Source organism: Owariibacterium komagatae (assembly GCF_045865535.1).
Lineage (GTDB): Bacteria > Bacillota > Clostridia > Oscillospirales > Ruminococcaceae > Ruthenibacterium > Ruthenibacterium komagatae.
Genome location: NZ_AP031406.1, coordinates 491,045 through 517,367 on the forward strand (window position 1 = coordinate 491,045; position 26,323 = coordinate 517,367).

The window sequence follows — 26,323 nt, forward strand, 5'->3', positions numbered from 1 at the left end:
AAGAGGCCGCGAAAGCGGCCTCTTTTTTTAGATTTCGTACCAACGAATTTCATTGGCTTCCAGATTCAACTCAAACGAAGACCCGTCACCAGTGTAAACCGTCGTGCTCTGCGGTTCATAGGTATTGTTCACAACACAATATTTGCCATTCTTTACATAAGCATGCACTTCAACATTGAAGTTGGAAGAGAACCATTTGTGCAGTTCCTGCTCGTCGTGCGTCGCCCACAAGATAGACCGGTACAGAATCCGGCTGTTCTCAAAGCTGTACGGAAGGCCGCTGATGTAAACGGAACGCCCTTTACCGAACTCATTGACTGCCATCTGCAATTCCTTGTCTCTCTGCACAAGTACCTGTGCGCCTTCCAAAGCATACATCGACTTTTTGCCTTCGCCAAAATCAACCGGCTTGGTTGTGTCTGCAAGGATAAAATGCTCAGGATGCTCTTCCCAGTTATACTTATCGTAGTTCAGTGTAAAGCCCGTTTCCTTTTCAACGCCCATCACACCCGCAAGCTGCAGGAAACGGCCTTCATACTGGTGACCGGCAGGCTCACCCACACCAATGAAACCACCGCCGCGATGAATAAATCCCTTGATGGCAGATACCACATCGGCGTCTTCCCAAATCGATCCGCCTGTGTGTGCCGTGTCCGCATCACCCACGTTGATCAACACGTCGATGGAATCCAGCAAGTTCGGATCCGCCTTAATATCATCAAAGCTGATGAATTTCACATCGAACGGAGCGCCGGACAGCGCTTCAATAACGCCCGCATAGCTGTAATTCTGCTTCTGGTACAAAGCATGATGCACCATATGGCATCCCCAGCTGCGGCTCTTACCCCAGCTGTTTAAAACGGCTACTGTTTTGATGCAGTAAGGCGTTGTACCTTTAATATTTTCATACAGAACGCGGAACTCATCACATACGCTTTCAATATAATCAATAAACTCCGGGAACTCCAATGCCAGCTTCAAATATCCGCCATAGCCAATGCGGTCAATGGGCTTACGCAGAATGGCACGGCGGGCTGTGACCCAGTTTTCTTTGCCTTCTTTTACAGGATCTCCACCCTCATGGAAGGTATCCGGGAAGAAATACGGCAGAAAACGGCCTTCCGTGTACTTGACCCCGGGAATATCACTGATCAGGCGCAATGTGGAACCATTGCCCACGCTTCCCACCACTGCATCCAGTCCAATGGACTTGAACTCATCCATAAACGGCTCCGTTCCAATCCAGTGGTCGCCCAGGAACATCATCGCCTCTTTGCCCAGTTCGTGGGTGATGTCTACCATTTCCTTGGCAAGTTTCGCCACTTCACGGCGTTGGAAGGCCTGGAAGTCTTTGAATTCCTTGGACGGGACACGGTACTGGTTGTTGTAGTATCCCTGATCGATAATGTATTCCGGGCGGAATTTGTAGCCTACTTCCTTTTCGAACTGCTCCAGGATATACGGTGACACGGAAGCAGAATAGCCATACCAGTCCACATATTTTTCTCTTTTCAGTTCATCGAACATCAATGTGAACTGATGGAAAAACGTCGTATAGCGAATCACATTCACATAGGGATGCTCAGCAATAAATTTGCGCAGGCGCTCCATCGTGAACTTGTGCGTTTTGGGCTGACGCACGTCAAATGTAATCTGATGCTCAAAATTCTGCCAATTGTTGGTCACCGCATTATACATATGAACAGGATCCCAAATCAGGTATGCCAGAAAGCTGACCGTATAATCATGGAAGGCCGCCGGTGCCGGAATTTCCACACAACCGCTTTCCTCATTGTAAGACCATGCATCTGTGGGGACTACTTCGCCCGCTGTGCGGTCGATGACTTCCCACCAACGCTTGATATCATCGCGGGTATTGACCTCCATCAACTCGCTGGAAATCCCCTTCATCAGAGGAATCTCCAGCTTGCCGCCGGTAGCGGTGTAAAAGCCTGTCATGATGTAGCACTGCTGCACTTCATCCGGATTCGCCTTTGCCCAGGCATTGTCTTTTCGTGTGGTGTAATAGGTGGAATAAATTTTTGCCCCCACCTTCGTCAGTTCTTCGGGGAACTCCGTTCCGTCGCAATCACGGATCGCATCCGCACCCCAGCGTTTCAAAATATCAATCGTCTCCGGCACAATGTCCAGGTTGGTCGGGATCGTAACACGACCAGTCAATTTTTTATCACTCATAAGTTGCCTCCTTACGGGCAGTTCTAATTTTTTATTCACCACTGTTTCCAGGGACGAATTTCCGGTGCCGCTTCTCCTGCCTGCAGCATTTTCTGCTTTAAAATCTCTGCCAACTGGGCCCGCTTTTGTGCCCAGGCCGGGTCTGCAGCCAAATTATTCTGCTGATAGGGGTCATCCTTCAGCACATAGAAGAACTCTTCATAGTAAACATCGCTGCCTGACACGGCATATCCATCGCCCTCCGCACGCACGGAATAGGTGTACTCCGGGGTGCGAATCGCACGTCCTACGCGGCTTTCACTGATCTGCATAAACGCCACGTCTTCCCACTCCATCTGAGGATTCTGGGCCAGCGGCCGCAGGCTGCGTCCCTGAAACTCATCCGGCTTTTTAATTCCGGCACAATCCAGCAATGTGGCAGGCAAATCCAGCAGGCTGACCACATGCTCAACGGTCTTTCCGCCTTCGAAACCGGGTCCTGTTACAATCAGCGGAATATGAATAGATGCATCATGACAAGTTCGTTTATACTCCGCCTCAATTCCACGCGTAATAAAATGGCTGCCATGATCCGCTGTGTACACCAAAATGGTATTTTCCCACATTCCCTGCTCTTTCAATGTATCTACCAGACGTCCTACATTATAGTCCAAACTGTGGCAGCAGCCGAGATAATCCGGATAATTTTCTTTCCAGTTACTGATATCCGTCCCATCCGCATGCGCATCGGAATATGCTTTCAAGTCTCCCGGAACTTCAAAATCCGCAAATTTCGCCTTGCTTCCATCCGGACCCTCATAACGTCGGCGGTCATTTTGATGATGCGGCTCAATCTGGCTGACAAACAGGAAAAACGGCTCGGAATTTCCTTTTCGGGTATGCAGGAAATCAATGGCGAAGTCATTGATGCAGTCTGCACGATATCCCGTAAACGGTACTCGTTCGTTGTCTGCATTAAAAACATATCCGTTGTATCCATGGCTTGTAAATTCCAAAACATCAGATGCCATCCAGTAGTCTTTGTAGCCGCCGCGGCGGTCCTGCGGGATCGCGCTCGTCTCGTAATTCAGGCCTTGGGGACGATCCGTTGCCAGATGCCACTTTCCTACATAAGCCGTTGCATATCCCGCCTCGTTAAAGCACTGTGCCAACGTTTTTACATTGCCGAACGGAAGCGCAATTCCGTTGATGTAGCATCCGGTCTGAGTAGCATATTTTCCCGTTTGCAAACAAGCTCGAGCCGGGCCACAAACCGGCTGACAGGTAAATGCATTTTCAAACCGGGTGCCTTCTTTTGCCAGCTCGTCCAAATTGGGCGTCACCGGAAGTTTTTGGCCATAGCACCCCAGCGTATCCCAACGCTGCTGGTCGGAAAAATAGAAAATAATATTGGGTCTTGCCATATTTACTCGCTCCCTGCGGCTTTAGCACAGCCGCAAAAAATGGGGCGCCCCCTCCGCCAGGAGGCAGAGCGCCCTTGTCTGTTTATTTGTAGCCTTTGTTATAGATTCCCAAAAGCACCAATACGCCAGCCAGACCGACCAGTTCAATTCCCAAACCAGCGATTCCGGTAGACAAAGTGCCAGAAGAGCCAAAATTATGTCCGAAAACGACCAAAACCAGGCAAAGAACAAGCGCTACCAAACCGACCGCAATTTTTACTTTTTTACGCGTATATTCGTTCATATCAGCGCCTCCTTAACCCTTCAAACCGCCGAGTGTCATACCCTGCGTCAATTTTTTCTGAACGCACATATACAGAATCAGCGTCGGGATCATGACCATTACCATGCCGGCATACATCTGACCATATTCCGCTTTTGCATTCTGTGCTTTCATCAGGTTCAAAAGTCCAACCGGCAGAGTACGTGCACCATTGGGGTCAGTCAGCATGGTCATGGAGATGATATATTCGTTCCAGTATGCCAGGAACTCAAACAGAATCACCGTGATAATGCTGGGTTTCGCCATCGGAAGAATGATGCGTACCATAGTCGTGAAATAGCCTGCGCCGTCCACATAAGCAGCCTCTTCATAATCCTTGGGAAGTGTTGCCAGATAGCTGCTCAGCAGATAAATGGTAAAGGGCAACGTCGTGGATGCCAGCACCACAGAAACCATAAACGGATTGTTCAAAAAGAAGCTGTGACCAAAGATGCTCTTAACAATTTTATCGCCGGAGACAAACATCAGGAAAATAGGAACAACAATGTAGCTGACGTTGATGAACAGCCCCGCCATAAAGCAGGTGTTCAGCAGCTTGCTGCCGCGGAATTTGTAACGGCTGAGGACATACGACGCCGGAAGTGCCACAATCAGCAAAATAGCCAACGCAATGGCAGTGATCATAACGGATGTGAAGAAATAATCTCCCATACGCGCCTTTGTCCAGGCATCCACAAAGTTCTGTAGATAAAATCCCTGCGGAAGTGCAAAGGGGTTGCCATAAAATTCAGAGTTCTGTTTTACAGAGGCCATGAAGACCCACGCGACAGGAATGACAATGGTGATCGTCAGAATTACCAGCATAATGTAGATCACTGTTTTGCTGACGGCGCCGGTCTTTTCGCCCACAATTTTTTCTCTCTTATTCATAGAATCGCACACTCCCTTCCCTTAGAATTCCAGCGGCTCGCGCTTGGTGACCTTATTTACAATCGCAGCCAGTGCGAAGGAGAAGCTAAAGACCACAACGCCGACCGCCATACCGTATCCGTATGTGGAGTTCGTGTAAGCCTGTTTGTACATATAACTCAGGAACACTTCCGACGCGCCATCCGGGCCGCCGCCGGTCATTGCCTTAACAAACAGGAAGCTCATATTGATATTGGAAATGATGAAAAACGTAAGCGTTGTGCGGATATTGGTCCAAATCAACGGGAGCGTAATGGAGAAAAATTGACGCGTGCGAGATGCGCCTTCCAGATTAGCACTTTCGTACAAACTTTCAGGAATGGCAGACATACTCGCCATATACATGACCATATAATAACCAATCGCCTGCCATACCATTGCAATGGCCAAGCTGTAAATAACCAGTTTCTGATCACCCAGCCAATAAATGGGATCTGCATCTCCACGGAACAGGCTCAAAAAGTTATTCAAAAGTCCGCGATTGGAATCGTAAATCGCGCTGAAAATCGCACTGATTACAACAACAGACAAAATATTCGGGATGTAAAAAATAATGCGGAAAAAGTTTTGACCCACCAGTTTTTCCCTTGTGAGCAAGGAAGCAAACAGCAACGCAAACGTAATTGTCACCACTGTGACCAGTACGATCAGCAAGATGCTGTTACGGCAGGAACGATAGAAGTTCTCATCCTGAAACAGTGTTACAAAGTTATCCAGCCCAACAAATGTTTGGTTCGGAGAATATCCGCCCCATTTGAAGAGAGACATACGGAAAACATTAAATGTGGGGATTACAAGGAAAATAAATGCCAATATGGTCGCCGGAGCCACGCAGGCTACGATAAACCGGCTGCGCGCCTTGTTCTTTTGCATTATGCCATCTCCAATCCATTCAAAAAGCGGTGAGCAAAAGGGCATTGTCCTTCTGCTCACCGCTCGGTTTACCTAATTACCTACGCGGCAGACACAAGACCGTGCCGCCTTGTTCAATTCGGTTCGCCTTAATATTTCTTTCGATTATTGCAGAGCCTCACGCAGTGCGGCGCAGGATTTCTGAACAGCCGCTTTCCAGTCGTCCACTGTCTTGGTTCCGTTTACAACGCTATCCATGGTGAAGCAAACGTCTTCCTTGATGTTGACACCCTCAACCGGAGTGGTGGTAGCAAACGTACCGATGGCTGCTTTCGCGCCATTGTCGTACACGCTGTAGTAAACCTTGTTGTCATCAGACAGTTTGTCGGTCATGCCAGTAATGGGCTGCACGGCACCAGCCTCAGCAAAGATGTCGGCCGCTTCATCGCTGTACAGGAAGGTCATAAAGACTTTTGCCAGTTCTTTATTCTCTGCACCGGCAGGAATCCAGCACTGCTCGAAGAAGGTGTAGCTGTAACGGTCGCCGCCTTCTTCCATGGCAGGCAGAGCCATGAATCCCCACTCAAAGCCTTCGGCGCGAGGAGCATCCGCCATCTCACCGATTACCCAGTTGCCGTTGGGCATAAACAGGGCCTCGTTGTCCAGGATCATCTGCTGGTTCTTGGTGAAGTTGTCGTTATTCGCATAAGAAGTGGTAGCAGGGTTAGTGTTCTCAGCCAGCTTACCCAGCACTTCGAACATCTGATCCATTTCAGCACTGCTCCACACTTCCTCGTCATACTGCAGAGCTTTGTTGAAGAACTCCTGCCCGCCGACTTCAGCCATCATCGCATAGGTGAAGGCATCCAGATAGCCAGCCACCGGATAAGTGAACAGAGGAATGTCGGTCTGATCTGCCAGAGCAAAGAACTCATCCCAAGTGGTGGGCAGTTCCAGATCGCCGCCGCCCTCAGTAAAGTTTGCTTTGTTGTAGAACAAACCGCAGGGGCTGTAGAACATGGGCATCATGTAAACTTTGTCATCGCCATAGGGGTTGGTGGTCAGGTTGCCCGTAAAGCCCGAGATAATCTTCTCGCCAACGGTCATATCCTCGCCCAGGACGTTCATGCTCAGCACGTCGGTCACTTCTTCGATGGCGTTCTCTTTCAGCATGGTTTCGGGAAGAGCTTTCTCACGGCCAGCCGCCAGATGAACGACATCATAGAACTCGCCGGCTTTCATCTGAGGATCGATGACATCCTCCAGGTTCTTGTCCATGGTCAGTTCCACGGTCGCGCCGGTTTTTTCTTCAAACGCAGCAGCAACCTTTTCCCACATCTCGGTGCCGTAAGCAGTCTCGATGGCGGCCACTTTCAAAGTCTGACCAGCATAATCGCCAGACGCGCTGGCAGTAGAACCGGAGCCCTCTGCAGTAGAAGCTGCAGTGGAAGACGACGTGCTGCCGCCACAAGCTGTAAGCATGGAAATGCTCAGGCCCAGCGCCAACGCAAGTGCAAGAAACTTTTTCATTGGTTACCTCCTTAATGTAACAAAAACATGCTCTTTCAGCAGCAGCCTAAAAAACTCTTTCTGCTGCTCATCCAGCATTTTGTCTGTCATCCAAACCGGATGAACTCTCTGTAATTCCAGCATACGGGTTTACGCAAAATGTTTCAAGACAAAAGTTGCTGGTTGTTTTATAAATATTGTCTTCTTGTATATTTTGTATTCTTTCTTATAACCCTTTTGTCATTTTTTATACATATAATCAACAAAGAAACTTGATTAAATTTGTGCACATTTGTTTTCAGGGGTTTTTGCATTCAATTTGCACAAAAAGAGCGTTTTTTTCTATTTTATCCATTCATCTTGCTCACGAGAGCATTTTACTGTATACTAGGATGCAGAGAAAAAACAATGTACAATCTTTGTTTTTTTAAAGTATGTGACTGTCCTTTTCACATATCTACGACAACATTCTACATCTTTTTCTTTCGCAACATCCATAAATCGCGTTTTATCGTTATTCCAATCTCAAAAAGGAGTGAGAAACGCCTTGAGCAGCAACTGTTACGGCCTGCAGGATCCCAGTGCGCGCTTGAACGATTCCATTGAGCTGCTGTACGTGACGCGTTCCCGCTATGGCGCAGATTGGCACAGCATCCCGCATACTCATTATTTTACAGAATTGTTTTATGTGATCAGCGGTGAAGGGAGCTTCCAAATCGAAGACATGCGTTTTAATATCCATCCCGATCAACTGATTATTGTCAACCCCACAATTGAACACACAGAACTCTCGCAGGGCAATCAGCCGCTGGAATATTTCGTGGTGGGGCTCTCCGGGCAAAATTTTGTGGCGCCCGGCTCTTCTGAGACACGCTACGTCAAACTATCCTGTGCGGCTCAGCGTGAAGAATACCTATTTTATTTTAAGGCAATGATGCGGGAGCTGACGGAAAAAGAACCTTCCTACGAAGCAGTGTGCCATAACCTTGCCGAAGTTCTGGTGGCAAAGCTGATGCGTCAAACCATCCACAGCAATCTGGGGCAGGAGTCCCGAAAGAGCAGCAAGGAATGTCTAAAAGCACAGCGCTATATGGATGAACATTTTAAAGAAAACGTCACCTTGGACATTTTGTCCGAGCTGACCCACATGAACAAATATTATCTGGTTCATGCATTTAAGCGGGAATTGGGGTGCAGCCCTATCAACTATCTCATCAACCGCCGCATCCGGGAAAGCGAATTTTTATTAAAAACCACGGACTATTCTGTATCTCAAATCAGCCAGCAGCTTGGTTTCTCCTCTCCAAGCTATTTCAGCCAGAGTTTTAAAAAGATGGTCGGAATCGGACCCTCAGAGTACCGCAACGCCGCACAGAAGGAACCGTCTGCGGAAAACTAATTCTTTCGTCGCTATACCATTTCATTGATAGAAAAATCAAAGGAGTGTTTTATTATGAAAAAACCGATCTTAGTTGTTATGGCAGCAGGCATGGGCAGCCGTTACGGCGGTCTGAAACAGATCGATCCTGTCGGCGCCAATGGAGAAGCTATTCTGGATTATTCTCTGTTTGATGCCCGCCGTGCCGGTTTTGAAACCGTGGTCTTCATCATTAAGCATGAAATTGAAGATGACTTCATTTCCATGGTCGGTAAACGCGTAGAAAAAAGCGGCATGGAAATCCGCTATGCGTTCCAGCAGCTGGACATCCTGCCCGAAGGATATTCCGTCCCGGAGGGTCGCGTAAAACCCTGGGGCACCAGCCACGCGATTCTGTCTGCCTCCAAACAGATCGATGCCCCCTTTGCAGTGATCAACGCGGACGATTACTATGGTCCGGAAGCCTTCAAAGTAATTTTCGACTATCTGTCCACTCATGAAGACGACGCACAATATGAGTATGCAATGGTCGGTTATCAGCTGCAAAATACCGTAACGGACAACGGCCATGTGGCCCGCGGAATTTGCGTGACAGATGCGGACGGATATCTGGATTCTGTCACCGAACGCACCCGCATCGAAAAATACGAAGGCGGCATCCACTTCAGCACGGACGACGGTGAGAGCTGGACGGATGTCCCCGGCGATACCACTGTTTCCATGAACCTGTGGGGCTTTACCCCCAGCTTCGTAGGTGAAGCACAGTCCCGTTTTGCTGCTTTCCTGGACAAAGCCCTTGTGGAGAATCCCCTGAAGGGCGAGTATTTCCTGCCCAGCGTTGTCAGCGAATTGATTGCGGAAAACAAAGCGCGCGTGCGTGTACTGACCAGTTCTGACAAATGGTATGGCGTCACTTATAAAGCGGACAAACCGGTTGTAATGCAGGCTATCGCAGAGAAAACCGCTGCCGGCTTGTACCCTGCCCCTCTGTGGAAATAAAGAAAGGACCGCTGAAAATGGAAAAGACTGCTGAACAGGTTTTACAGGAAGCTTTGACCGCATGGGACTGGAATGCCCTGGTAGTAGGAGCCGTCCGCTACGGCGCGGGTCATATCAATGATACATTTTGCGTATATACACAGACCGACAACGGCGACTGTGTGCGTTATATTCTGCAGCGCATCAACACCAACACATTCCGTGACCCGGACGCTTTGATGGAAAACATCTCGGGCGTCACCGGTTATCTGCGCAAAATCATTGAGAAAAACGGCGGCGACCCCATGCGCGAAACCATGAACGTGATTCCTACCCGTGAAGGGAAATCCTACTATGCGGATTCCGACGGTGGCGCTTGGCGCGTATATACCTTTGTGGAAGACACCGTCTGCCTGCAAAAGGTCGAAACTCCGGAACAATTTTACGAAAGCGCCTACGCTTTCGGTAATTTCCAGCGTCTTCTGGCTGACTACCCTGCCGACACCCTGCATGAGACCATTGCGAATTTCCATAATACCGTATGGCGTTATGAAAACTTTGAAAAAGCGCTGGCGGCCGATGCGTGCGGACGCGCCAAAGAAGTGCAGGCGGAAATTGATTTTGTAAAAGCGCATAAAGATGACTGCGCCGTTATGGTGAATCTTTTGAAGGAAGGGCGTCTGCCTCTGCGTGTTACGCACAATGACACCAAGCTCAACAACATTCTGATGGACAAAGCATCCGGCAAAGGCATCTGCGTGATCGATCTGGACACGGTAATGCCTGGTCTTGCTGCCAACGATTACGGTGACTCCATTCGATTTGGCGCCAACGATTGTGCTGAAGACGAGCGGGATCTGACCAAGGTAAACTTCAGCCTGCCTCTTTTTGAGACCTATACCGAAGGATTCCTCGCTGCCGCTGGCGATGCCCTGACCGACCTGGAAAAAGATACGCTGGTCTGGGGTGCCAAACTGATGACTCTTGAATGCGGAATTCGTTTCTTGACCGACTATCTGGAGGGAGATCACTATTTTAAAGTTCATCGCGAAGGCCACAACCTGGATCGCTGCCGCACGCAATTCAAACTGGTGAGCGATATGGAGAGCCATTGGGATGAAATGAAGGCCATTGTAAAAAAACATTCCTGAAGATTTTAAAAGCGAGGAGCGTCCGGCGTGGGCGCTCCTCCCCTTTTTTGCTTTCTGAAAGCGGCTTTCCTTGACAAAATCCGTTCTTTTATTATACAATAGAGTGTCTGCAAAATTGTAATATTTGAACAAAAAGAGGATTCGATTTTATGGAACAAAACAATTTGCGTAACATCGCGATCATTGCGCATGTTGACCACGGCAAAACCACCCTGGTGGACCAGATGCTGAAACAATCCGGCGCTTTCCGCGACAACCAGCAAGTAGCCGAGCGCGTCATGGACTCCGGCGATATCGAGCGTGAGCGCGGCATCACCATTCTTGCCAAAAACGCGGCCACCTACTACAACGGTGTAAAAATCAACATTGTCGACACCCCGGGCCACGCGGATTTTGGTGGTGAAGTGGAACGTGTTCTGAAAATGGTCAACGGCGTTTTGCTGCTGGTGGACGCGGCAGAAGGCTGCATGCCTCAGACTCGTTTCGTCCTGCAGAAAGCTTTGCAGCAGAATTTGTCGCTGGTCATTGCGGTCAACAAAATTGACCGTCCGGACGCGCGCATCAAGGAAGTTATTGATGAGATTTTGCTTCTTTTGATGGATCTCGGTGCAACTGATGAGCAGCTGGACAGCCCCATGGTGTTCTGCTCCGGCCGCGACGGCACCGCCAGCTACAGCCCGGATGTTCCCGGCAAAGACTTGGAGCCTCTTTTTAAAACCATCCTGGAATACGTCAAGCCGCCGGTCGGCGATCCCACCGCTCCGTTCAGCATGCTGTGCTCTTCCATTGACTACAACGAGTTCGTGGGCCGTATCGGAATTGGCCGTGTGGAAAACGGAACTATCAAAGTGGGCCAAGACGTTGCTGTTTGCGACTGGCACGACAAAGATCTTGCCAAACGCGGCCGCATTACCGCCCTTTACAGCTTTGAGGCCAATGGCCGCACTCCCATCCAGGAAGCTGCTGCCGGCGACATTGTTGCGTTCAGCGGCCTGACGGATATCAACATCGGCAACACGCTTTGCACACCCACGTTGGTTCAGCCCCTTCCCTTTGTAAAAATTAACGATCCGACTGTTGAAATGACGTTTGCCGTCAACGACAGTCCGTTTGCGGGACGCGAGGGAAAATTTGTCACCAGCCGCCAGATTCGTGATCGTCTGCACAAAGAGCTATTGAAGGACGTAGCCCTGAAAGTGGAAGATTCCGCTACAACCGAAAGCTTCCGCGTCATGGGCCGCGGAGAGATGCACCTCTCCATTTTGATTGAAACCATGCGTCGTGAAGGTTACGAACTTCAGGTTTCCCCGCCTAAGGTTTTGACCCACGAGGAAGACGGAAAAGTGATGGAACCCATGGAGCATGTGGTGATTGACGTTCCTGTGGATTATCAGGGCAGCGTGATGCAGAAACTGGGCGCCCGCAAAGGCGAACTGGTTCAGATGGCTCCGCTCGGAACCGACCGTATGCGCGTGGAGTTCCGGATTCCGTCCCGCGGCTTGTTCGGATATCGAAGCGAATTCCTGACTGATACCCACGGCGAAGGAATTCTGAACACCATCTTCGACGGTTATGACGAGTGGAAAGGTGAACTGCCCACCCGTTCCACCGGCAGCCTGGTCAGCTTTGAAACTGGCGTGGCAGTCACCTACGGCCTGTTCAATGCGCAGCAGCGTGGAACGCTGATTGTGGAACCCGGTGAAAAAGTGTATGAGGGCATGGTCATTGGTTACAGCCCTGCCGGCGACGATATGAGCGTAAACGTCTGCAAAACAAAACACCTGACCAATACGCGTGCATCCGGCTCGGACGATGCTCTTCGTCTGGTTCCTGTTTCCAAATTCAGTTTGGAAGAAAGTCTGGAGTTCCTGAAACCGGATGAACTTTTGGAGGTCACACCGAAAAGCATTCGCATTCGCAAACGGATTCTGAATCACGAAATGCGCATGAAAGCCATCAAAGGCGGAAAAGCCAACGCATAAAATCAAAGAGCAGCGCCTGCGGCGCTGCTCTTTTTTCATAAAATAAAAGCGGCCGCTTGAAACGGCCGCTTTTGATTTTAATGAGAATCCGATTCGGGATCCACCACAATAACCGGCGAATCCTCTTCCTCTTTTTTATCCTGAACGCTGGCGTTTTCCTCCGCCTTTTCTTTTTCCGTGTTCCGCGTATCCAGCGAACCACCGGACATCAGCGTGCGGAACTCGTCACCGGAGAGCTTTTCACGCTCAATCAGCGCCTGCGCCACAACGTGGAGCTGCTGCATATGCTGCGACAACTGCACGCGCGCAGTTTCAAAGGCCTCGTCCAGCATTTCACGAATTTCCGCGTCGATTTCAGAGGCAACCTCTTCCGAATAGTTCCTGCCAGCCCCCAGATCTCTGCCCAGGAACGTTTCGCTGGGATTTCCGCCGTAAACCACGGGGCCCAATCGCTCCGAGAAGCCATAGCGCATGACCATATTGCGCGCAATGGCCGTAGCACGTTCCAAATCGTTGGAAGCACCGGTCGAAATATCATCCAGCACCAGTTTCTCCGCCACGCGACCGCCCAGCAGTGTGACGATCTCATCTTCCATCTGCTTTTTGGTCACATAGTTCTTATCTTCCTCCGGCAGGCTCATGGTATATCCGCCTGCCATTCCGCGAGGAACGATGGAAATTTCGTGCACGGGGTCAGCTGTTTCACTGTAATAATGAGTGATGGCATGGCCCGCCTCATGATAAGCGGTCAGCTTCTTTTCCTTTTCCGTTACCACACGGCTCTTCTTCTCGGGACCTGCGATCACCTTGATGCTGGCCTCTTCAATGTCTCTTTCCGTAATGGCCTTGCGGCCGCGCTTTGCCGCCAACAACGCCGCTTCATTGACAAGGTTTTCCAAATCAGCGCCTGTGAAGCCAACCGTTGACTTTGCAATGGTCTTCAGGACCACGTCCGGAGCCAGCGGCTTGTTGCGAGTGTGAACCCGCAAAATCTCTTCGCGGCCTTTTACGTCCGGCAAGCCTACATAAACCTGACGGTCAAACCGACCCGGACGCAGAAGCGCCTTATCCAGAATATCTACCCGGTTGGTGGCCGCTACCACGATAACGCCCTCATTGGCCCCGAAGCCGTCCATTTCGACCAGCAGCTGGTTCAGCGTTTGCTCGCGTTCATCATGGCCGCCGCCCAAGCCTGTACCGCGCTGCCGGCCCACCGCATCAATTTCGTCGATGAACACAATGCACGGAGCAGTCTTTTTCGCTTTATCAAACAAATCACGCACACGGGATGCACCTACACCCACGTACATCTCAACAAAGTCAGAACCGGAAATGGAGTAAAACGGCACGCCTGCCTCACCGGCACAGGCGCGGGCCAGCAACGTTTTACCTGTGCCCGGAGGTCCGACCAGAAGGACACCATGGGGAATGCGTGCGCCCAAAGAATTGAACTTTTGCTGATTTTTCAAAAATTCAACAATCTCCTGCAGTTCTTCCTTCTCTTCGTCCGCACCTGCCACATCCTTAAACGTAGCCTTACGTCCCTGATCAGCCTGGTCTTTTACTTTTGCGCGTCCTACGTTCATGGCCTTGCCGCCGCCGGACTGCATATACATGAAATAGTAGAAAGCAGCCATTGTCAGAATAATCAGCACAATGAACGGAAGCATGGTCAGCCAAAACGGTGTTTCGGCTGCCGGCACAATATCATACGTCATCGGACGATCCGGATACTTGGCATCGTGGATCTCGCGATATTCATCCAGCTTATCCACAATCAGCGAAGCTCCTGCCAGCTTATAATCAAGCACAGCGTTCTTGGAATTCGTCTGTGTCTGGCTGGTGCTTCCGGAGAAAATCCCCTGCCATCCGGATGCATCACCGGTCGACTGAGAAAGCTTTCCTTCCTCTTTCAGTTCCTGCGTTGCACTTTCGGACAGCGTAATCTCCAATGTGCCGCTGTTCATATCCAGTGTAAAATCGTCGACTTCGCCGCTTTCAAAATAATCGACAACCTGGGAATAGGTCATGGTCTGCATATTGCTGTCCGGTCCGCTGAAGATGAAGAACATCAGCAGCAGGCCCAAAATCGCAATAATCAAAAGGCCATTCGTATTTCTGCGTTTATTCAAATTCGTTTCACTCCTAAACCGCTCAGGCAGCGGAAGTCAATCAGACGGAATACACTTCCGGCTTGAGAATGCCGATATACGGCAAATTGCGGTACTTCTCGTCGTAGTCCAAGCCATAGCCGATCACGAACTCATCCGGCACGGAGAAGCCCACATAGTCAGCCTGCAAATCCACCTTGCGGCGGCTGGGCTTATCCAGCAGAGTGGCAACCTTGATGGAGCGGGGACCGCGGCTGGCCAGCAGTTCTTTGATATAGCTCAGGGTCAAACCGGAATCCAAAATGTCTTCCACGATCAAAATGTCCTTTCCTTCCAAAGGCACATCCAGGTCTTTCACGATTTTCACTACACCGGAAGACTTCACGCCGGAGCCGTAGCTGGATACAACCATGAAATCAATCTCCGCGGGAACGTCGATCTCGCGCATGATATCCGCCAGGAATACCACTGCCCCCTTCAGGACAGTGACCAGCATCAAATTGGAATTTTTATAATCTTCCGTAATCTTCTTGCCCATCTCTTTTACTTTGGCATGAATTTCTTCTTCGCTGAGCAAAACCCGCAAAACGTCTTCTCGCATATTATCCTTCATCTCTTTGTGCCTCCATCTGCCGCAATGTAATTTTCACGGCTTTTTTTGTATCTGCCGTGATTGCAAGGCCTTCTGCAAAGCCAAAGTCTGCCGCCCACAGCACGCGGCTCCCCTGCGCCAAAACCGGAAGCACCGCTCTCATCACAGGAGAAATTTTTGCCTGAGAATATAATTTTTTCAACGGTTTCGAACACCTGCAGCCCGGCGGAGAGAACAAGTCTCCCGGCCGCCTGGTTCGGAACTGCGCTGTCCTTAATATTCTAGCACAGTCCGCATAAAAATTGAATGCTTTTTCTTCATCTTTTCCCAAAACAACCACATTTTCCACCGGAAAAAACTCAATTTTAAGAAGCAAATTTCCCGGCAGCGAGAAAGTGCCTGGTTCCAGCGGAAGCGTCCACTCTTCCTGACGGATCTTCGGCGGTTCCAGGCGCAGCCTTCCCTGAGAAACCCGAAGCACACAGTTGGTCCCGATCTGCAGTGCTCCGCCCTTGCGCAGCACATCATACGCCTGATCGGTCAGCGCAGTTTTCTCCTGTTTTTCCCTCTGCGCAATCAGTTCCGAGAGGGCTGCCCGGCACACGACCGGAGGCGCTGCCCGCATGATTTCAGCATCGTATTCTGCGCCGGAAAGCCGGGCTTCGCACAAAAGCTTTCCCGCCTGTTGAGAAAGATATTCGGACAGCTGCTCCATATTGGCTGCAAAGCGTGCTAATGCCTGGACAGCTCCGGGCCGCGCCCGTTCAAGGGCCGGCAGAACCTCCCAACGAATGGCGTTGCGCGTATAGTTGCAATCCAGATTGGTGCTGTCCGTCCGATATGGAAGTTCTTTTCTCTCCAAATAGTCCAGAACTTCCTCCCGGGATACTTCCAGCAGCGGTCTCACAAAAAAGCCGCGAACCGGCGGGATGCCCGCTGCTCCCTTTACCGCGCTGCCGCGCGCAAGATTCAGCAGCACCGTCTCCGCCTGATCGGAACGGGTATGCGCCGTAGCCACCCGGGCATGATGTTTTTTCGCACACTGTTCCAGAAACGCATAGCGCTCTGCCCGTGCCCATGCCTCATCTGCGTGATCACGCGGCGGGACCAGCACGATCTCGTCCAATTCCACATTCCAGCGGGCACAGACACTGCGCACAAAACAAGCGTCTTCTTCTGCCTCAACGCCCCGAATTCCATGGTTCACATGTACCGCGCGCAGACAGAGGTTCCACTCCTCACGCTTTGTACATAAAAAATGGAATAATGCCATTGAGTCTCCTCCACCGGAAAGAGCCACAATGACAGTATCCCCATTTTGAAACATTTGATGTCGCCTGATGGTCTCAGACACCTTTTTTTCAAGCTTCATGTGTAAAATCCATATTGGTAAAGCGCGTGTGCGCACCATCCCATGCAAGTTCGACCGTTCCTACCTCACCATGGCGGTTTTTCGCCACAATGCATTCCGCTCTGGCCGTATCTCCCTCTTCTTTGTCATAATATGCCTCGCGGTACAAGAACAGCACTTCGTCCGCGTCCTGCTCGATGGAACCGGAATCGCGCAAATCACTCAGCATCGGCCGATGATCTGTCCGGTTTTTCTCCGCACTACGGGAAAGCTGGCTCAGCGCAATAATGGGCACATTCAGCTCTTTGGCCATAATCTTCAGATTTCGTGTGATCTCGCTGATCTCCTGCACGCGCGACTCGGTCCGCTTGCCGGTGCTCATCAGCTGCAGATAGTCGATAATAATGACTCCAATATCCGGTTTGGACGGATCCTGATTGACACGCCGGATTTTTGCCTTCATCTCCGGAATGGTGATATTGGAAGTATCGTCCAGATACATATTGGACCGCGCCAGAACTTCGGAAGCACGTGCCAAAAATTCCCAGTCCGTCGTGGAAAGTTCGCCCGTGCGGAACGCCTGACTGCTGATTCCCGCCTCGCTGGACAAAATGCGGCTGACAAGCTGATCTTTTGTCATCTCAAGGCTGAACACCGCAACCGGCACTTTCTGCTTCTTTGCCACATTGGTCGCAATGTTCAGAGCAAAAGAAGTTTTACCCATACCGGGGCGTGCGGCCAAAATCATCAGGTCCGACCGTCCCAGGCCGCCGGTAAGCATCTTATCCAAATACGTGAATCCCGTTGGAATTCCCAGATATTTGTCCTTGTTTGGTCCGCTGATCTCCTGCAAATGCGCATAGGTATCAATAATAACACTGCTGATCGGCGTCAGCGCATTGGAATCTCTGCCGGAGCGAATTTCGTAAATCTTTTGCTCGGCACTTTCCAAAAGAAGGTCTGCATCCGGCTCCTCCGCAGACTGCTCCAAAATGGTTTTCGCTGCCTGCATCAGTTGCCGAATCCGATATTTCTCGCCGATGATTTTGATGTAGGTGTTGACGTGCGACAAAGACGGAACCGTCTCTGCGATTTGCGTCAGATAAACTTTGGCTTCATCTTCGGTAGGAAAGATGCCTGCATCCTGCACCGCCGCCAAAAGCGTGACGAAATCCACCGGCGCGGAGCTGGTAAACAAACGGACGATCTCGGAAAAGATCTCTCCGTTCTGGCGGGCATAAAACATCTCCGGGCGCAGATTTTCCACCATCTGCGGAATGATTTCCGCTTCCAGGATCGCAGCACCCAAAACCGCCTGCTCTGCCTCCATGTTATAAGGCAGATTCACCCCCAGCGATTCCAGCGAAAGGTCCAACCCACCGCCATATTGATTGCCTGCCACCAAAAATACCTCCTCCGGTGCAGATTACTCTTCTACACGAACGGTCAGTTTTGCCGTCACTTTCGGATAAACTTTCACCTCAACGGGATAGGAACCAAAGTTTTTGATCTCCGACTCCAGGACGATTTTGCGTTTGTCCACGTTCTCCCCGACTGCCTGGCTCAACGCAGCGGCAATATCCTTGCTGGTAACCGAACCGAACAAACGTCCGCCCTGCCCTGCACGCGCTTTCAGAACCACTGTCTGGCCCGACAATTTTGCCGCCAGCGCCTTTGCCGCCGCCAGCTCTTCCTCGGCATGATGCTGCTGCGCAGCCGCCTTGGTCTTCACCTCATTGATTGCCGTTGCATCCGCAGGGACCGCCAGATTGCGCGGGAACAGGAAGTTGCGGGCGTAGCCGTCCGACACTTCATATACGCCGTCCTTTTTTCCAATTGCCTTTACATCTTGTTTCAATACGATTTTCATGACTGATTCTTTCCCTTCCGCCTGTGCCTGAACGCAGGCCGCATTATTTTCCGTTTGTATTATTTTTCATTGCTTCCGCTTTACGCCGGTTTTCCCGGTAATCCGCGATGGCATCCAGCAACCGATGCTTAGCGTCCTCCAGCGTGCAGTTTTTCAGCTGCGCCCCCGCCATGGTCAGGTGTCCGCCACCGCCCAGAGCTTCCATAATGACCTGCACGTTGACTTCTCCCATACTGCGGGCCGATATCGTGATCTGTGTACCTGTGTCCACAGCCACAAAGCTTGCCTGAACACCGTTGATGGTGAGCAAATCGTTGGCAGCCTGCGGGATCACCACGCTCATTTCTTCCGGAAGATTATCGGCAAAGACCACTGCACATCCCATGTAGATTTCCGCATCGGTCACAAGCTGCGCTTTGTAAGCATAATCCTCAAAGGAAGAATTGAACAGCTTTTTGACTTCCTGGGTCTGCGCACCCATGCGGCGCAGGTAAGCCGCAGCTTCAAACGTACGCACACCTGTGTGAAGTGCAAAATTTCGGGTATCCAGCATAATCCCCGCCAGAAGAGCCTGCGCCTCCAGCGGCTGCAGCCGGTTTTCCTTGTCCGTATCCAGATACTGAAGCAGTTCGCTGACCAGCTCCGATGCACTGGACGCATAAGGTTCATGATAGAAAATCACACTGTTGTCGATATGGCCGACACACTTTCTGTGATGGTCAATCACAACCACGTTCTTCGCCCGCTCATACAGCGGCGCGCACTCCAGAAGATATTTCACATGGGTATCTACAATGATTACCAGTGTGTTGGCGTCCATCGCATCCACCGCGTCATCCGGCGAAATAAAGTCCGTTCCCCTGCCCGCCTTACGAAACTCTTCAATCAGGTTTGCCGCGAGGCTTCTCTCCTCATTCACTACAATACAGGCAGGTTTGCGGCAAATCCGGCAGAAGCGCAGCATTCCGATCGACGCGCCAACCGCATCCAAATCGGAAGACTTGTGCCCCATAATCAAAACGTCACTGCTTTGCGCGATCAGGTCTTTAAGCGCCGCCGCAATGATGCGGCTCTTCACCTTGCTTCGTTTCTCCACACTGCGGGAAACGCCGCCGTAAAAATCAAAGCCCTCTTTGCTTTTTACCGCCGCCTGGTCACCGCCGCGTCCCAGCGCCATATCCAACGCCTGCACTGCCATTTCATAGCCTTCCTGCAGCGTGGGCGCAAGACGACCAACGCCGATGGAAAGCGTGACCGCGGCATTCTCATCTCCGATTCCGCGAACGGTGTCCAAAATGGAAAAGCGATTCTGAACAATTTCATGCATGTGCCGCTCTTCCACTACCGCCAGATAACGGGACGTGCTGACCCTGCGCAAAAAGCCCGTGGTCGTGCCGATGAATTGATCCAGCGCATTTTCTACAGCCCCGATGATGCGGGTCCGCTCGCTTTCCTTCAGCTCCTTGAGGATCTCATCGTATGTATCCAGCGCGATCATCAGAACCGACGGTCTCGTGGCCAAGTATTCTCCGGCCTGCCGTTTCAGCTGTGTATTGTCCACAAAATACGCGACAAAAAGTCCGTCGCCGATTTCCACCCCGCTGCCGTATACCGTATAGCGGCGGGAGCCGAACTCGAAGTTCTGTCCGTTCTTTTCCTTGGCCAGTTCACACATAAAGCCGGGAAGCACTTTGCCGACCGGAAGGAGCATAGTGTCCTCACCGCCCAGAAGGTCATCCCGAAACGCATCGTTATACCAGGCGATCCGCCCGCCGGAAAGCACCAGGACCGGTATTTTCAGCGCCGCATATCCTGCCTGGGTTTCTGTTGTCTGCGTCCCGTGCAAAAGCTTGGTCATCTTTCGGCGGAAAAGGCGAATGTTCAAATAAACACCCAAAAACACCAAAAGAATCAGCACGGCTACCGGAATCAAAAAGACCGGTTTTACCACCGACAACGCAATTCCCAGTGCAATGCAACTGATTGACAAAACAACCAACATGATGTCCAGCGCAACAATGCGTTTCTTCATGGAAAAGACGCTCCCTTCAGCGTCCGCCTCGCAAAAACGAGGCGGACGTTACAATCACACTTCCATTAAAATCGGCAGGATCATGGGGCTGCGCTTGGTTCTCCGGTAAAGATAGGAAGAAACCGTTTCACGAATCCGGGTCTTCACATTCCCGAAGTCACGCATATCCTGCGCACTGATTCCCGCCAGCGCATGGCAAACCTGTTCCCGAGCGCCCTCAATCAATTCCTCGCTCTCACGGACATACACAAAACCACGCGTTACAATATCCGGACCCGCCAGCACCTGTCCGCTGGCACGGTCCACCGTAGCAACCACAATGACCAGCCCATCTTCCGAAAGATGACGGCGATCCCGCATCACAATGTTACCCACATCGCCCACGCCCAGGCCATCCACCATAACCGCCCCTGCGGTCACCGGTTCGCCCAGGGCCAGCGCATCACGTGACAAAATGATGCAGTCACCGTTTTCACCAATGTAGATGTTCTTTTCCGGCATTCCCAGCGAAGCAGCCGTCATGGCGTGCTTTTTCAAATGCTTGAACTCGCCGTGAACCGGCAGGAAATACTGCGGATTCGCCAGCGTCAGCATCAGTTTTTGCTCCTCCTGGCAGGCATGGCCCGAAACGTGCACGTCATACATGGATTCGTAAATCACTTCCGCGCCCAGCCGCAAAAGGCCGTTGACCACTTTTGTCACCATTTTTTCGTTGCCCGGGATCGGAGTTGCCGAAATAATGATAAAATCGCCCGGGCCCACACGAACATTGCGATGACTTGCCGATGCCATGCGGGACAGCGCACTCAGAGGCTCGCCCTGGCTGCCCGTAGTGATAAGAACAATTTGCTCCGGCGGATATTTGTTGATCGACTCAATGTCAATCAACACATTGTCCGGCGCGTGCAGATAGCCCAGTTCCAGGGCCATCTCGGTATTGTTGACCATACTGCGGCCTGACACCGCCACCTTGCGGCCGGAGCGAACCGCCAGATCGATGATCTGCTGAATCCGATACAGATTGGACGCAAATGTGGCAATGATGATTCGCTTTTTCTCCGCGCGCCGGAACAGTGTGGCAAAAGTTTCTCCAACCTTATGCTCTGTGGCGGTAAAGCCCGGACGTTCGGCGTTTGTAGAATCCGCCAAAAGCGCCAAAACACCTTTCTTGCCATACTCCGCAATCGTGGTAAGGTCCGTCGGCCCATCGGAAATCGGCGTATAATCGACTTTGAAGTCACCCGTGTGGATTACAACGCCCGCCGGGCACTCAATGGCAAAAGCCACTGCATCCGGAATGGAATGGTTCACATGGATCGGCTCCACCGTAAAGCACCCCAGCTTAATCTTCCGGCGCGGTTCGATCTCGTGCAATTTTGCACTGGAAGCCAGCCCGTGCTCCTCCAGTTTGTTCTTGATCAGTCCCAGCGTAAGCCGTGTCGCATAGACGGGCACATTAAACTCCCGCAGAAGATACGGCAAACTTCCAATGTGGTCTTCGTGTCCATGCGTGATCACAACACCCTTGATTCGGTCTTTGTTCTGCAGCACAAACGTAAAATCAGGAATCACCAGGTCAATTCCGTACATATCGCTGTCCGGAAAGACCAGTCCACAGTCCACCAGAAGCATGTCGCCCTGGCATTCGTAGAGCGTGATGTTTTTTCCGACTTCTCCCAGACCGCCCAGCGGGTAAATCTTCACCGGAATCGCCGGCTCCCCTGCATTCTGCGCAGACTGACGGCGGCGCGAATGATGCCCGCCGGCCGGCCTTTTACGCTGCGCCGGCTCGCTTTGCTTGGCCGCCGCTTTTTTGGGCTGCTCTCTGCGTGTTTTTGTTCCCTTTGTCGTGGTTTTTACAGATGTTTTTGTTTTCTCGTTGCTTGTTTCCGTTGTACTATTCATGCATCCTCCATTCCCACACAAATTGTACAGAATCCTCGCATCATGCGTTTGACAAAACCTCCGCCGTCCCCAACCGGGCGCAGAGTCTCTTTTCTGTACAGAATCACGAAACGCTCTGCCGCTGCGCACGGCCAGATGTCGTTCTCGCATTCTCTGTGTGTATTCTTATTTTTACAAAATATCAACAGCGGCTGTCCGCCGTGCATTCCTCAGTTCGTTCATCGGCCGTTTCGTCCTGCGGCCCAGTGAAATACAGAAGTATGATTCTATTATAATACCTTTATTATGCACTTTCGTCAAGTTAAGCTGTTCTGTGTTGTAAGTATTGGATAAAAAGTATCCCTTAAACCACTCTGATACGGGTTTACATCATCTTCCCTTTTCCATATAATATAGTAAGTGCGATTTTTTGTACGCGCGAAAGGAGCATCGGATTGAAACATATCACCATTTATACGGACGGCGCCTGCAGCGGAAACCCGGGTCCCGGCGGTTGGGGTGCCATTCTGGATTATAAAGGACAGCGAAAGGAACTTTCCGGCGGAGAGGCCGAAACCACCAATAACCGCATGGAATTGACCGGCATCATTCGTGCGCTGGAATGTTTAAAAGAACCGTGCGATATCACTTTTTGCAGTGACTCCAAATACGTAATGGATGGGCTTTCCAAAGGCTGGGCCAAAAGCTGGCGTGCCCGCGGCTGGGTAAAAAGCGACAAAAAACCCGCTTTGAACAGCGACCTTTGGGCGCGCCTCCTGGACTTGTGTGAACCGCACACGTTTCATTACCAATGGATCAAAGGGCACGCCGGTCATCCGGAAAACGAAAAATGCGACCGAATGGCTGTTGCTCAGGCAGCAAAATTTAAAAAGTAGTTGCAAATTATACTATTTTAGTATATATTAATATTCAGGCAGAAACTTTCGTTTCTATTCTATATATGAATAAAGGTAAGGTGAAATTCATTGAGCCATACAATTTATCTGGATAACGCAGCCACAACGCCTGTCTCCAAACAGGTGCTGGACGCGATGATTCCTTATTACTGTGAAGAATACGGCAATCCTTCCAGCATTTTTTACTCGGTAGGCGCCCGCGCAAACGAGGCGCTGGCCAATGCCCGCAGCCGCGTGGCAGCTGCTTTGGGATGTGAACCCGCTGAAGTTTTCTTTACCAGCTGTGGCACCGAAGCAGATAACTGGGCAATCAAAGGGACTGCACACAAATTCGCCAAACTCGGCAAAAAGCATTTGATCACCAGCTGCATTGAGCATCATGCGGTGCTCCATTCCATGCAGGCCCTGGAAAAAGAAGGGTTTGAGATCACCTATCTTCCTGTGGACGCTGAAGGCTTTGTCTCGGTGGAAGATGTCAAAAACGCCATTCGTCCCGAAACAGCACTTGTCACCATCATGTACGCCAACAACGAGATCGGCACTTTGGAACCCATTGCTGAAATCGCTGAAGTTTGCCGCGAACGTGGCGTATGGTTCCACACGGACGCTGTACAGGCGGCCGGATCTGTTCCCATCAACTTCAAGGAACTCGGTGTGGATATGCTGAGTCTTTCCGCCCACAAATTCAACGGTCCCAAAGGCGTAGGCGCCCTGCTCTGCCGCCGCGGCGTGATGCCGCTGACATTCATGGACGGCGGTGCCCAGGAGCGAAACCGCCGTGCCGGAACCGAAAATCTGGCCGGCATTGTGGGACTGGCCACTGCGCTGGAATGCGCCGTGCAGAATCTGGATAAAAAAATGGCAGATGAACGCGCCATGCGTGATTATGTCCTCAAGGAAATCCAAAAAATGCCCAAGGTGAAGATCAACGGTCCCCTGGACACTTCCCGTCGGCTGCCCAACAACCTGAACGCCAGTTTTGAGGCCGCCGAAGGCGAAAGTCTGCTGTTGATGCTGGACATGAAAGGCATTTGTGCCTCCTCCGGTTCTGCCTGCGCATCGGGCAGTCTGGACCCAAGCCACGTGTTGCTTTCCATCGGTCTGCCGCATGAGATTGCCCATTGCAGCCTTCGCATCAGCTTCGGTATTCAGAATACCATGGACGATGCCCGCGCGGTTTGCCAGGCGCTGCAGGAAATTGTACCGACTGTGCGCGCACGCAGCCCGCTGTGGCATGACTGAGTTTCAGGAAGAAAAAAGAGAGGACTTGAAATATTATGTACAGTGAAAAAGTAATGGATCATTTCGCCAATCCCCGCAACGTGGGAGAAATTGAAAACGCAGACGGCGTTGGTGAAGTAGGAAACCCCAAGTGCGGCGACATCATGAAAATGTTTTTGAAGATTGACGGCAACGTCATCACCGATGTCAAATTCAAAACTTTTGGCTGCGGCGCTGCCATCGCTACTTCCAGCATCGCCACGGAAATGATCAAAGGAAAAACCATCGATGAAGCATTGAAGCTGACCAACAAAGCCGTGGTGGAAGCGCTGGATGGCCTTCCCCCTGTAAAAATTCACTGCAGCGTTCTGGCTGAACAGGCTGTAAAATCTGCTCTGGCGGATTACTACCGCCGTCAGGGAGTAGACCCGGAACCCATCGTGGGAAAAATTGAAGAAGATTGTCATGCTTGCAGCATTGAGGGGTGAAACACATGGCCGGTGAAGTAAGTCTCGGTACCAGCTTCCGCACATTTGAAGAACAGGATAAAATTCTGGTAGGTCTGTCGGGCGGTGTGGATTCCTCCGTCTGCATCCAGATTCTGAAAGATCAGGGGTTTGACGTCAGCACCGTGTTTATTCGTTTTTCCCCCGCAAGCGATTCCTCAGTGGAATCCGCGCGCGCGGTTGCAAAACAGTTTGACGTTCCCTTCTCCGTCGTAGACTGCTCGGAACTTTTTGAAAGCAAAGTCATTGAACCGTTCTGCGAAGCGTATTGCCGCGGAGAAACCCCCAGCCCCTGTGTATTGTGCAATCCCAACGTCAAATTTCAAATTCTTGCCGAAACAGCGGACCGAATGGGAATTCGTTTTATTGCCACCGGTCACTACGCACGTGTCCGCGAGGAAGACGGTTCTTTTTACGTATGCCGTGCCGCCAGCCAGGAACGGGACCAAAGCTATATGCTGTATGGCCTTTCCCAGGAGATTTTGCAACGGCTTTGCCTGCCCGTCGGCGAATTTGAAAAACCGGATATCCGTGAAATGGCTCGCGAAATGGGACTTGTCAGCGCAGATGCACCGGACAGCCAGGAAATTTGCTTCATTCCGGATGGCGATTACGCCGCTTTTATCGCCAATCGTGGCCTTGCCGATAAGCAGGGCCGTTTTATCGGCCCCAACGGAGAGGACTTTGGTCCCCATAAAGGCGTGTCGCATTATACGGTCGGTCAGCGAAAGGGTCTGAACATCGCTTACGGCCAGCCGATTTTTGTGCGGCGTATCCTTCCCAACGGAGATATTCAGCTGGCTTTGGCCGGCGATGAGTTCTATTCCGGTATTCGGCTTCGCCAGGCTGCGCGTTCCGACGGAAAAGCGCTTGTGCCCGGTGAAGAATATTTGGTAAAGATCCGCAGCCGGGCGCTTCCCGCCCCCTGTTGTGTGCAGGCTGTCGATGGAGATTGCGTAACGCTTTCTTTTGCACAGCCGCTGCGTGCCCCTGCCCCCGGTCAGTCGGCTGTTTTATACGTCGATGATCGCGTGGTCGGCGGCGGTGTAATCAGCGATATTCTGGAATAACAGAAAAGCCGGGCAAACGAGCGTTTTTGCCCGGCTTTTAAAAAAAATCATAAAACATCGAAAAAAGGGTTGACAAACTTCCTGTTCCC

General features: G+C 51.1%; 21 protein-coding genes. 8 read left to right on the plus strand and 13 right to left on the minus strand.

The genetic code is table 11. The annotated features are described in order from the left end of the window. Positions 1-27: 27 nt before the first annotated feature. The 6 genes from gnpA to ACKTS9_RS02575 all read right to left on the minus strand — a co-directional run bounded on the left by gnpA (position 28) and on the right by ACKTS9_RS02575 (position 7,212). Positions 28-2,196, minus strand: a complete 2,169-nt coding sequence (gene gnpA, locus ACKTS9_RS02550; RefSeq protein WP_349214455.1) for a 1,3-beta-galactosyl-N-acetylhexosamine phosphorylase — start codon at positions 2,194-2,196, stop codon at positions 28-30. Positions 2,197-2,231: 35 nt separating this feature from the next. Further along, positions 2,232-3,599, minus strand: coding sequence for a sulfatase-like hydrolase/transferase (locus tag ACKTS9_RS02555; RefSeq protein WP_349214457.1), 1,368 nt, complete (start codon positions 3,597-3,599; stop codon positions 2,232-2,234). 82 nt (positions 3,600-3,681) lie between these two features. Then, the gene (locus tag ACKTS9_RS02560) at positions 3,682-3,882 is read right to left on the minus strand and encodes a DUF6903 family protein (RefSeq protein WP_349214458.1); all 201 of its coding nucleotides are present in this window, start codon (positions 3,880-3,882) and stop codon (positions 3,682-3,684) included. 12 nt (positions 3,883-3,894) lie between these two features. Continuing rightward, a complete protein-coding gene (locus tag ACKTS9_RS02565; RefSeq protein WP_349214460.1) occupies positions 3,895-4,791 on the minus strand; it encodes a carbohydrate ABC transporter permease in 897 nt (298 codons plus the stop codon). Positions 4,792-4,812: 21 nt separating this feature from the next. Further along, on the minus strand, positions 4,813-5,703 hold the full coding sequence (locus ACKTS9_RS02570) for a carbohydrate ABC transporter permease (RefSeq protein WP_349214462.1): 891 nt from the start codon (positions 5,701-5,703) through the stop codon (positions 4,813-4,815). 144 nt (positions 5,704-5,847) lie between these two features. After that, positions 5,848-7,212: a carbohydrate ABC transporter substrate-binding protein gene (locus tag ACKTS9_RS02575; protein WP_349214464.1), complete on the minus strand. Its 1,365-nt coding sequence runs from the start codon at positions 7,210-7,212 to the stop codon at positions 5,848-5,850. A gap of 526 nt (positions 7,213-7,738) precedes the next feature. On the opposite strand from ACKTS9_RS02575, the gene ACKTS9_RS02580 reads away from it, so the two are divergent. The 4 genes from ACKTS9_RS02580 to typA all read left to right on the plus strand — a co-directional run bounded on the left by ACKTS9_RS02580 (position 7,739) and on the right by typA (position 12,680). Continuing rightward, on the plus strand, positions 7,739-8,590 hold the full coding sequence (locus ACKTS9_RS02580) for a helix-turn-helix transcriptional regulator (protein WP_349214465.1): 852 nt from the start codon (positions 7,739-7,741) through the stop codon (positions 8,588-8,590). 54 nt (positions 8,591-8,644) lie between these two features. After that, positions 8,645-9,568 carry a nucleotidyltransferase family protein gene (locus tag ACKTS9_RS02585; protein WP_349214467.1) on the plus strand — a complete coding sequence of 308 codons (924 nt, stop codon included), beginning with the start codon at positions 8,645-8,647 and terminating at the stop codon, positions 9,566-9,568. 17 nt (positions 9,569-9,585) lie between these two features. Then, positions 9,586-10,698, plus strand: coding sequence for a phosphotransferase enzyme family protein (locus ACKTS9_RS02590; RefSeq protein ID WP_349214478.1), 1,113 nt, complete (start codon positions 9,586-9,588; stop codon positions 10,696-10,698). 149 nt (positions 10,699-10,847) lie between these two features. Further along, a complete protein-coding gene (typA, locus tag ACKTS9_RS02595) occupies positions 10,848-12,680 on the plus strand; it encodes a translational GTPase TypA (RefSeq protein WP_349214468.1) in 1,833 nt (610 codons plus the stop codon). Between the two features lie 77 nt (positions 12,681-12,757). Here the strand turns inward: typA and ftsH are convergent, their stop codons facing one another. From ftsH to ACKTS9_RS02630, 7 genes are all read right to left on the minus strand, one after another. Next, positions 12,758-14,812: an ATP-dependent zinc metalloprotease FtsH gene (gene ftsH / locus ACKTS9_RS02600; RefSeq protein ID WP_407878784.1), complete on the minus strand. Its 2,055-nt coding sequence runs from the start codon at positions 14,810-14,812 to the stop codon at positions 12,758-12,760. Positions 14,813-14,852: 40 nt separating this feature from the next. Next, complete coding sequence (hpt, locus tag ACKTS9_RS02605; protein WP_407878786.1) at positions 14,853-15,404, minus strand: hypoxanthine phosphoribosyltransferase; 552 nt, start codon at positions 15,402-15,404, stop codon at positions 14,853-14,855. Then, positions 15,394-16,794: a tRNA lysidine(34) synthetase TilS gene (gene tilS / locus ACKTS9_RS02610; protein ID WP_407882065.1), complete on the minus strand. Its 1,401-nt coding sequence runs from the start codon at positions 16,792-16,794 to the stop codon at positions 15,394-15,396. Before tilS ends, hpt begins: the two co-directional genes overlap by 11 nt. Beyond that, positions 16,745-18,064: a replicative DNA helicase gene (dnaB, locus tag ACKTS9_RS02615; RefSeq protein WP_349214483.1), complete on the minus strand. Its 1,320-nt coding sequence runs from the start codon at positions 18,062-18,064 to the stop codon at positions 16,745-16,747. The genes tilS and dnaB overlap by 50 nt, the downstream gene beginning before the upstream one ends. 96 nt (positions 18,065-18,160) lie before the next feature. Further along, positions 18,161-18,604 carry a 50S ribosomal protein L9 gene (rplI, locus tag ACKTS9_RS02620; protein WP_349214471.1) on the minus strand — a complete coding sequence of 148 codons (444 nt, stop codon included), beginning with the start codon at positions 18,602-18,604 and terminating at the stop codon, positions 18,161-18,163. A 43-nt stretch (positions 18,605-18,647) separates the two neighbouring features. After that, positions 18,648-20,636, minus strand: coding sequence for a DHH family phosphoesterase (locus tag ACKTS9_RS02625; protein ID WP_407878789.1), 1,989 nt, complete (start codon positions 20,634-20,636; stop codon positions 18,648-18,650). Between the two features lie 54 nt (positions 20,637-20,690). After that, a complete protein-coding gene (locus ACKTS9_RS02630) occupies positions 20,691-22,541 on the minus strand; it encodes a ribonuclease J (RefSeq protein ID WP_349214474.1) in 1,851 nt (616 codons plus the stop codon). 434 nt (positions 22,542-22,975) lie between these two features. Between ACKTS9_RS02630 and rnhA the strand changes: the two genes are divergently transcribed. The 4 genes from rnhA (at position 22,976) to mnmA (ending at position 26,234) form a co-directional block, all read left to right on the plus strand. Beyond that, on the plus strand, positions 22,976-23,416 hold the full coding sequence (rnhA, locus tag ACKTS9_RS02635) for a ribonuclease HI (protein WP_407878791.1): 441 nt from the start codon (positions 22,976-22,978) through the stop codon (positions 23,414-23,416). Positions 23,417-23,506: 90 nt separating this feature from the next. Further along, complete coding sequence (locus ACKTS9_RS02640) at positions 23,507-24,679, plus strand: cysteine desulfurase family protein (protein ID WP_349214157.1); 1,173 nt, start codon at positions 23,507-23,509, stop codon at positions 24,677-24,679. 35 nt (positions 24,680-24,714) lie between these two features. Continuing rightward, entirely contained in the window at positions 24,715-25,146 is a 432-nt protein-coding gene (gene nifU / locus ACKTS9_RS02645) for a Fe-S cluster assembly scaffold protein NifU (RefSeq protein ID WP_407878794.1), read from the plus strand. A 5-nt stretch (positions 25,147-25,151) separates the two neighbouring features. Beyond that, positions 25,152-26,234 (plus strand): tRNA 2-thiouridine(34) synthase MnmA, encoded by a 1,083-nt coding sequence (mnmA, locus tag ACKTS9_RS02650; RefSeq protein WP_349214159.1) that lies wholly within the window; start codon positions 25,152-25,154, stop codon positions 26,232-26,234. The last annotated feature ends 89 nt before the right edge of the window (positions 26,235-26,323 follow it).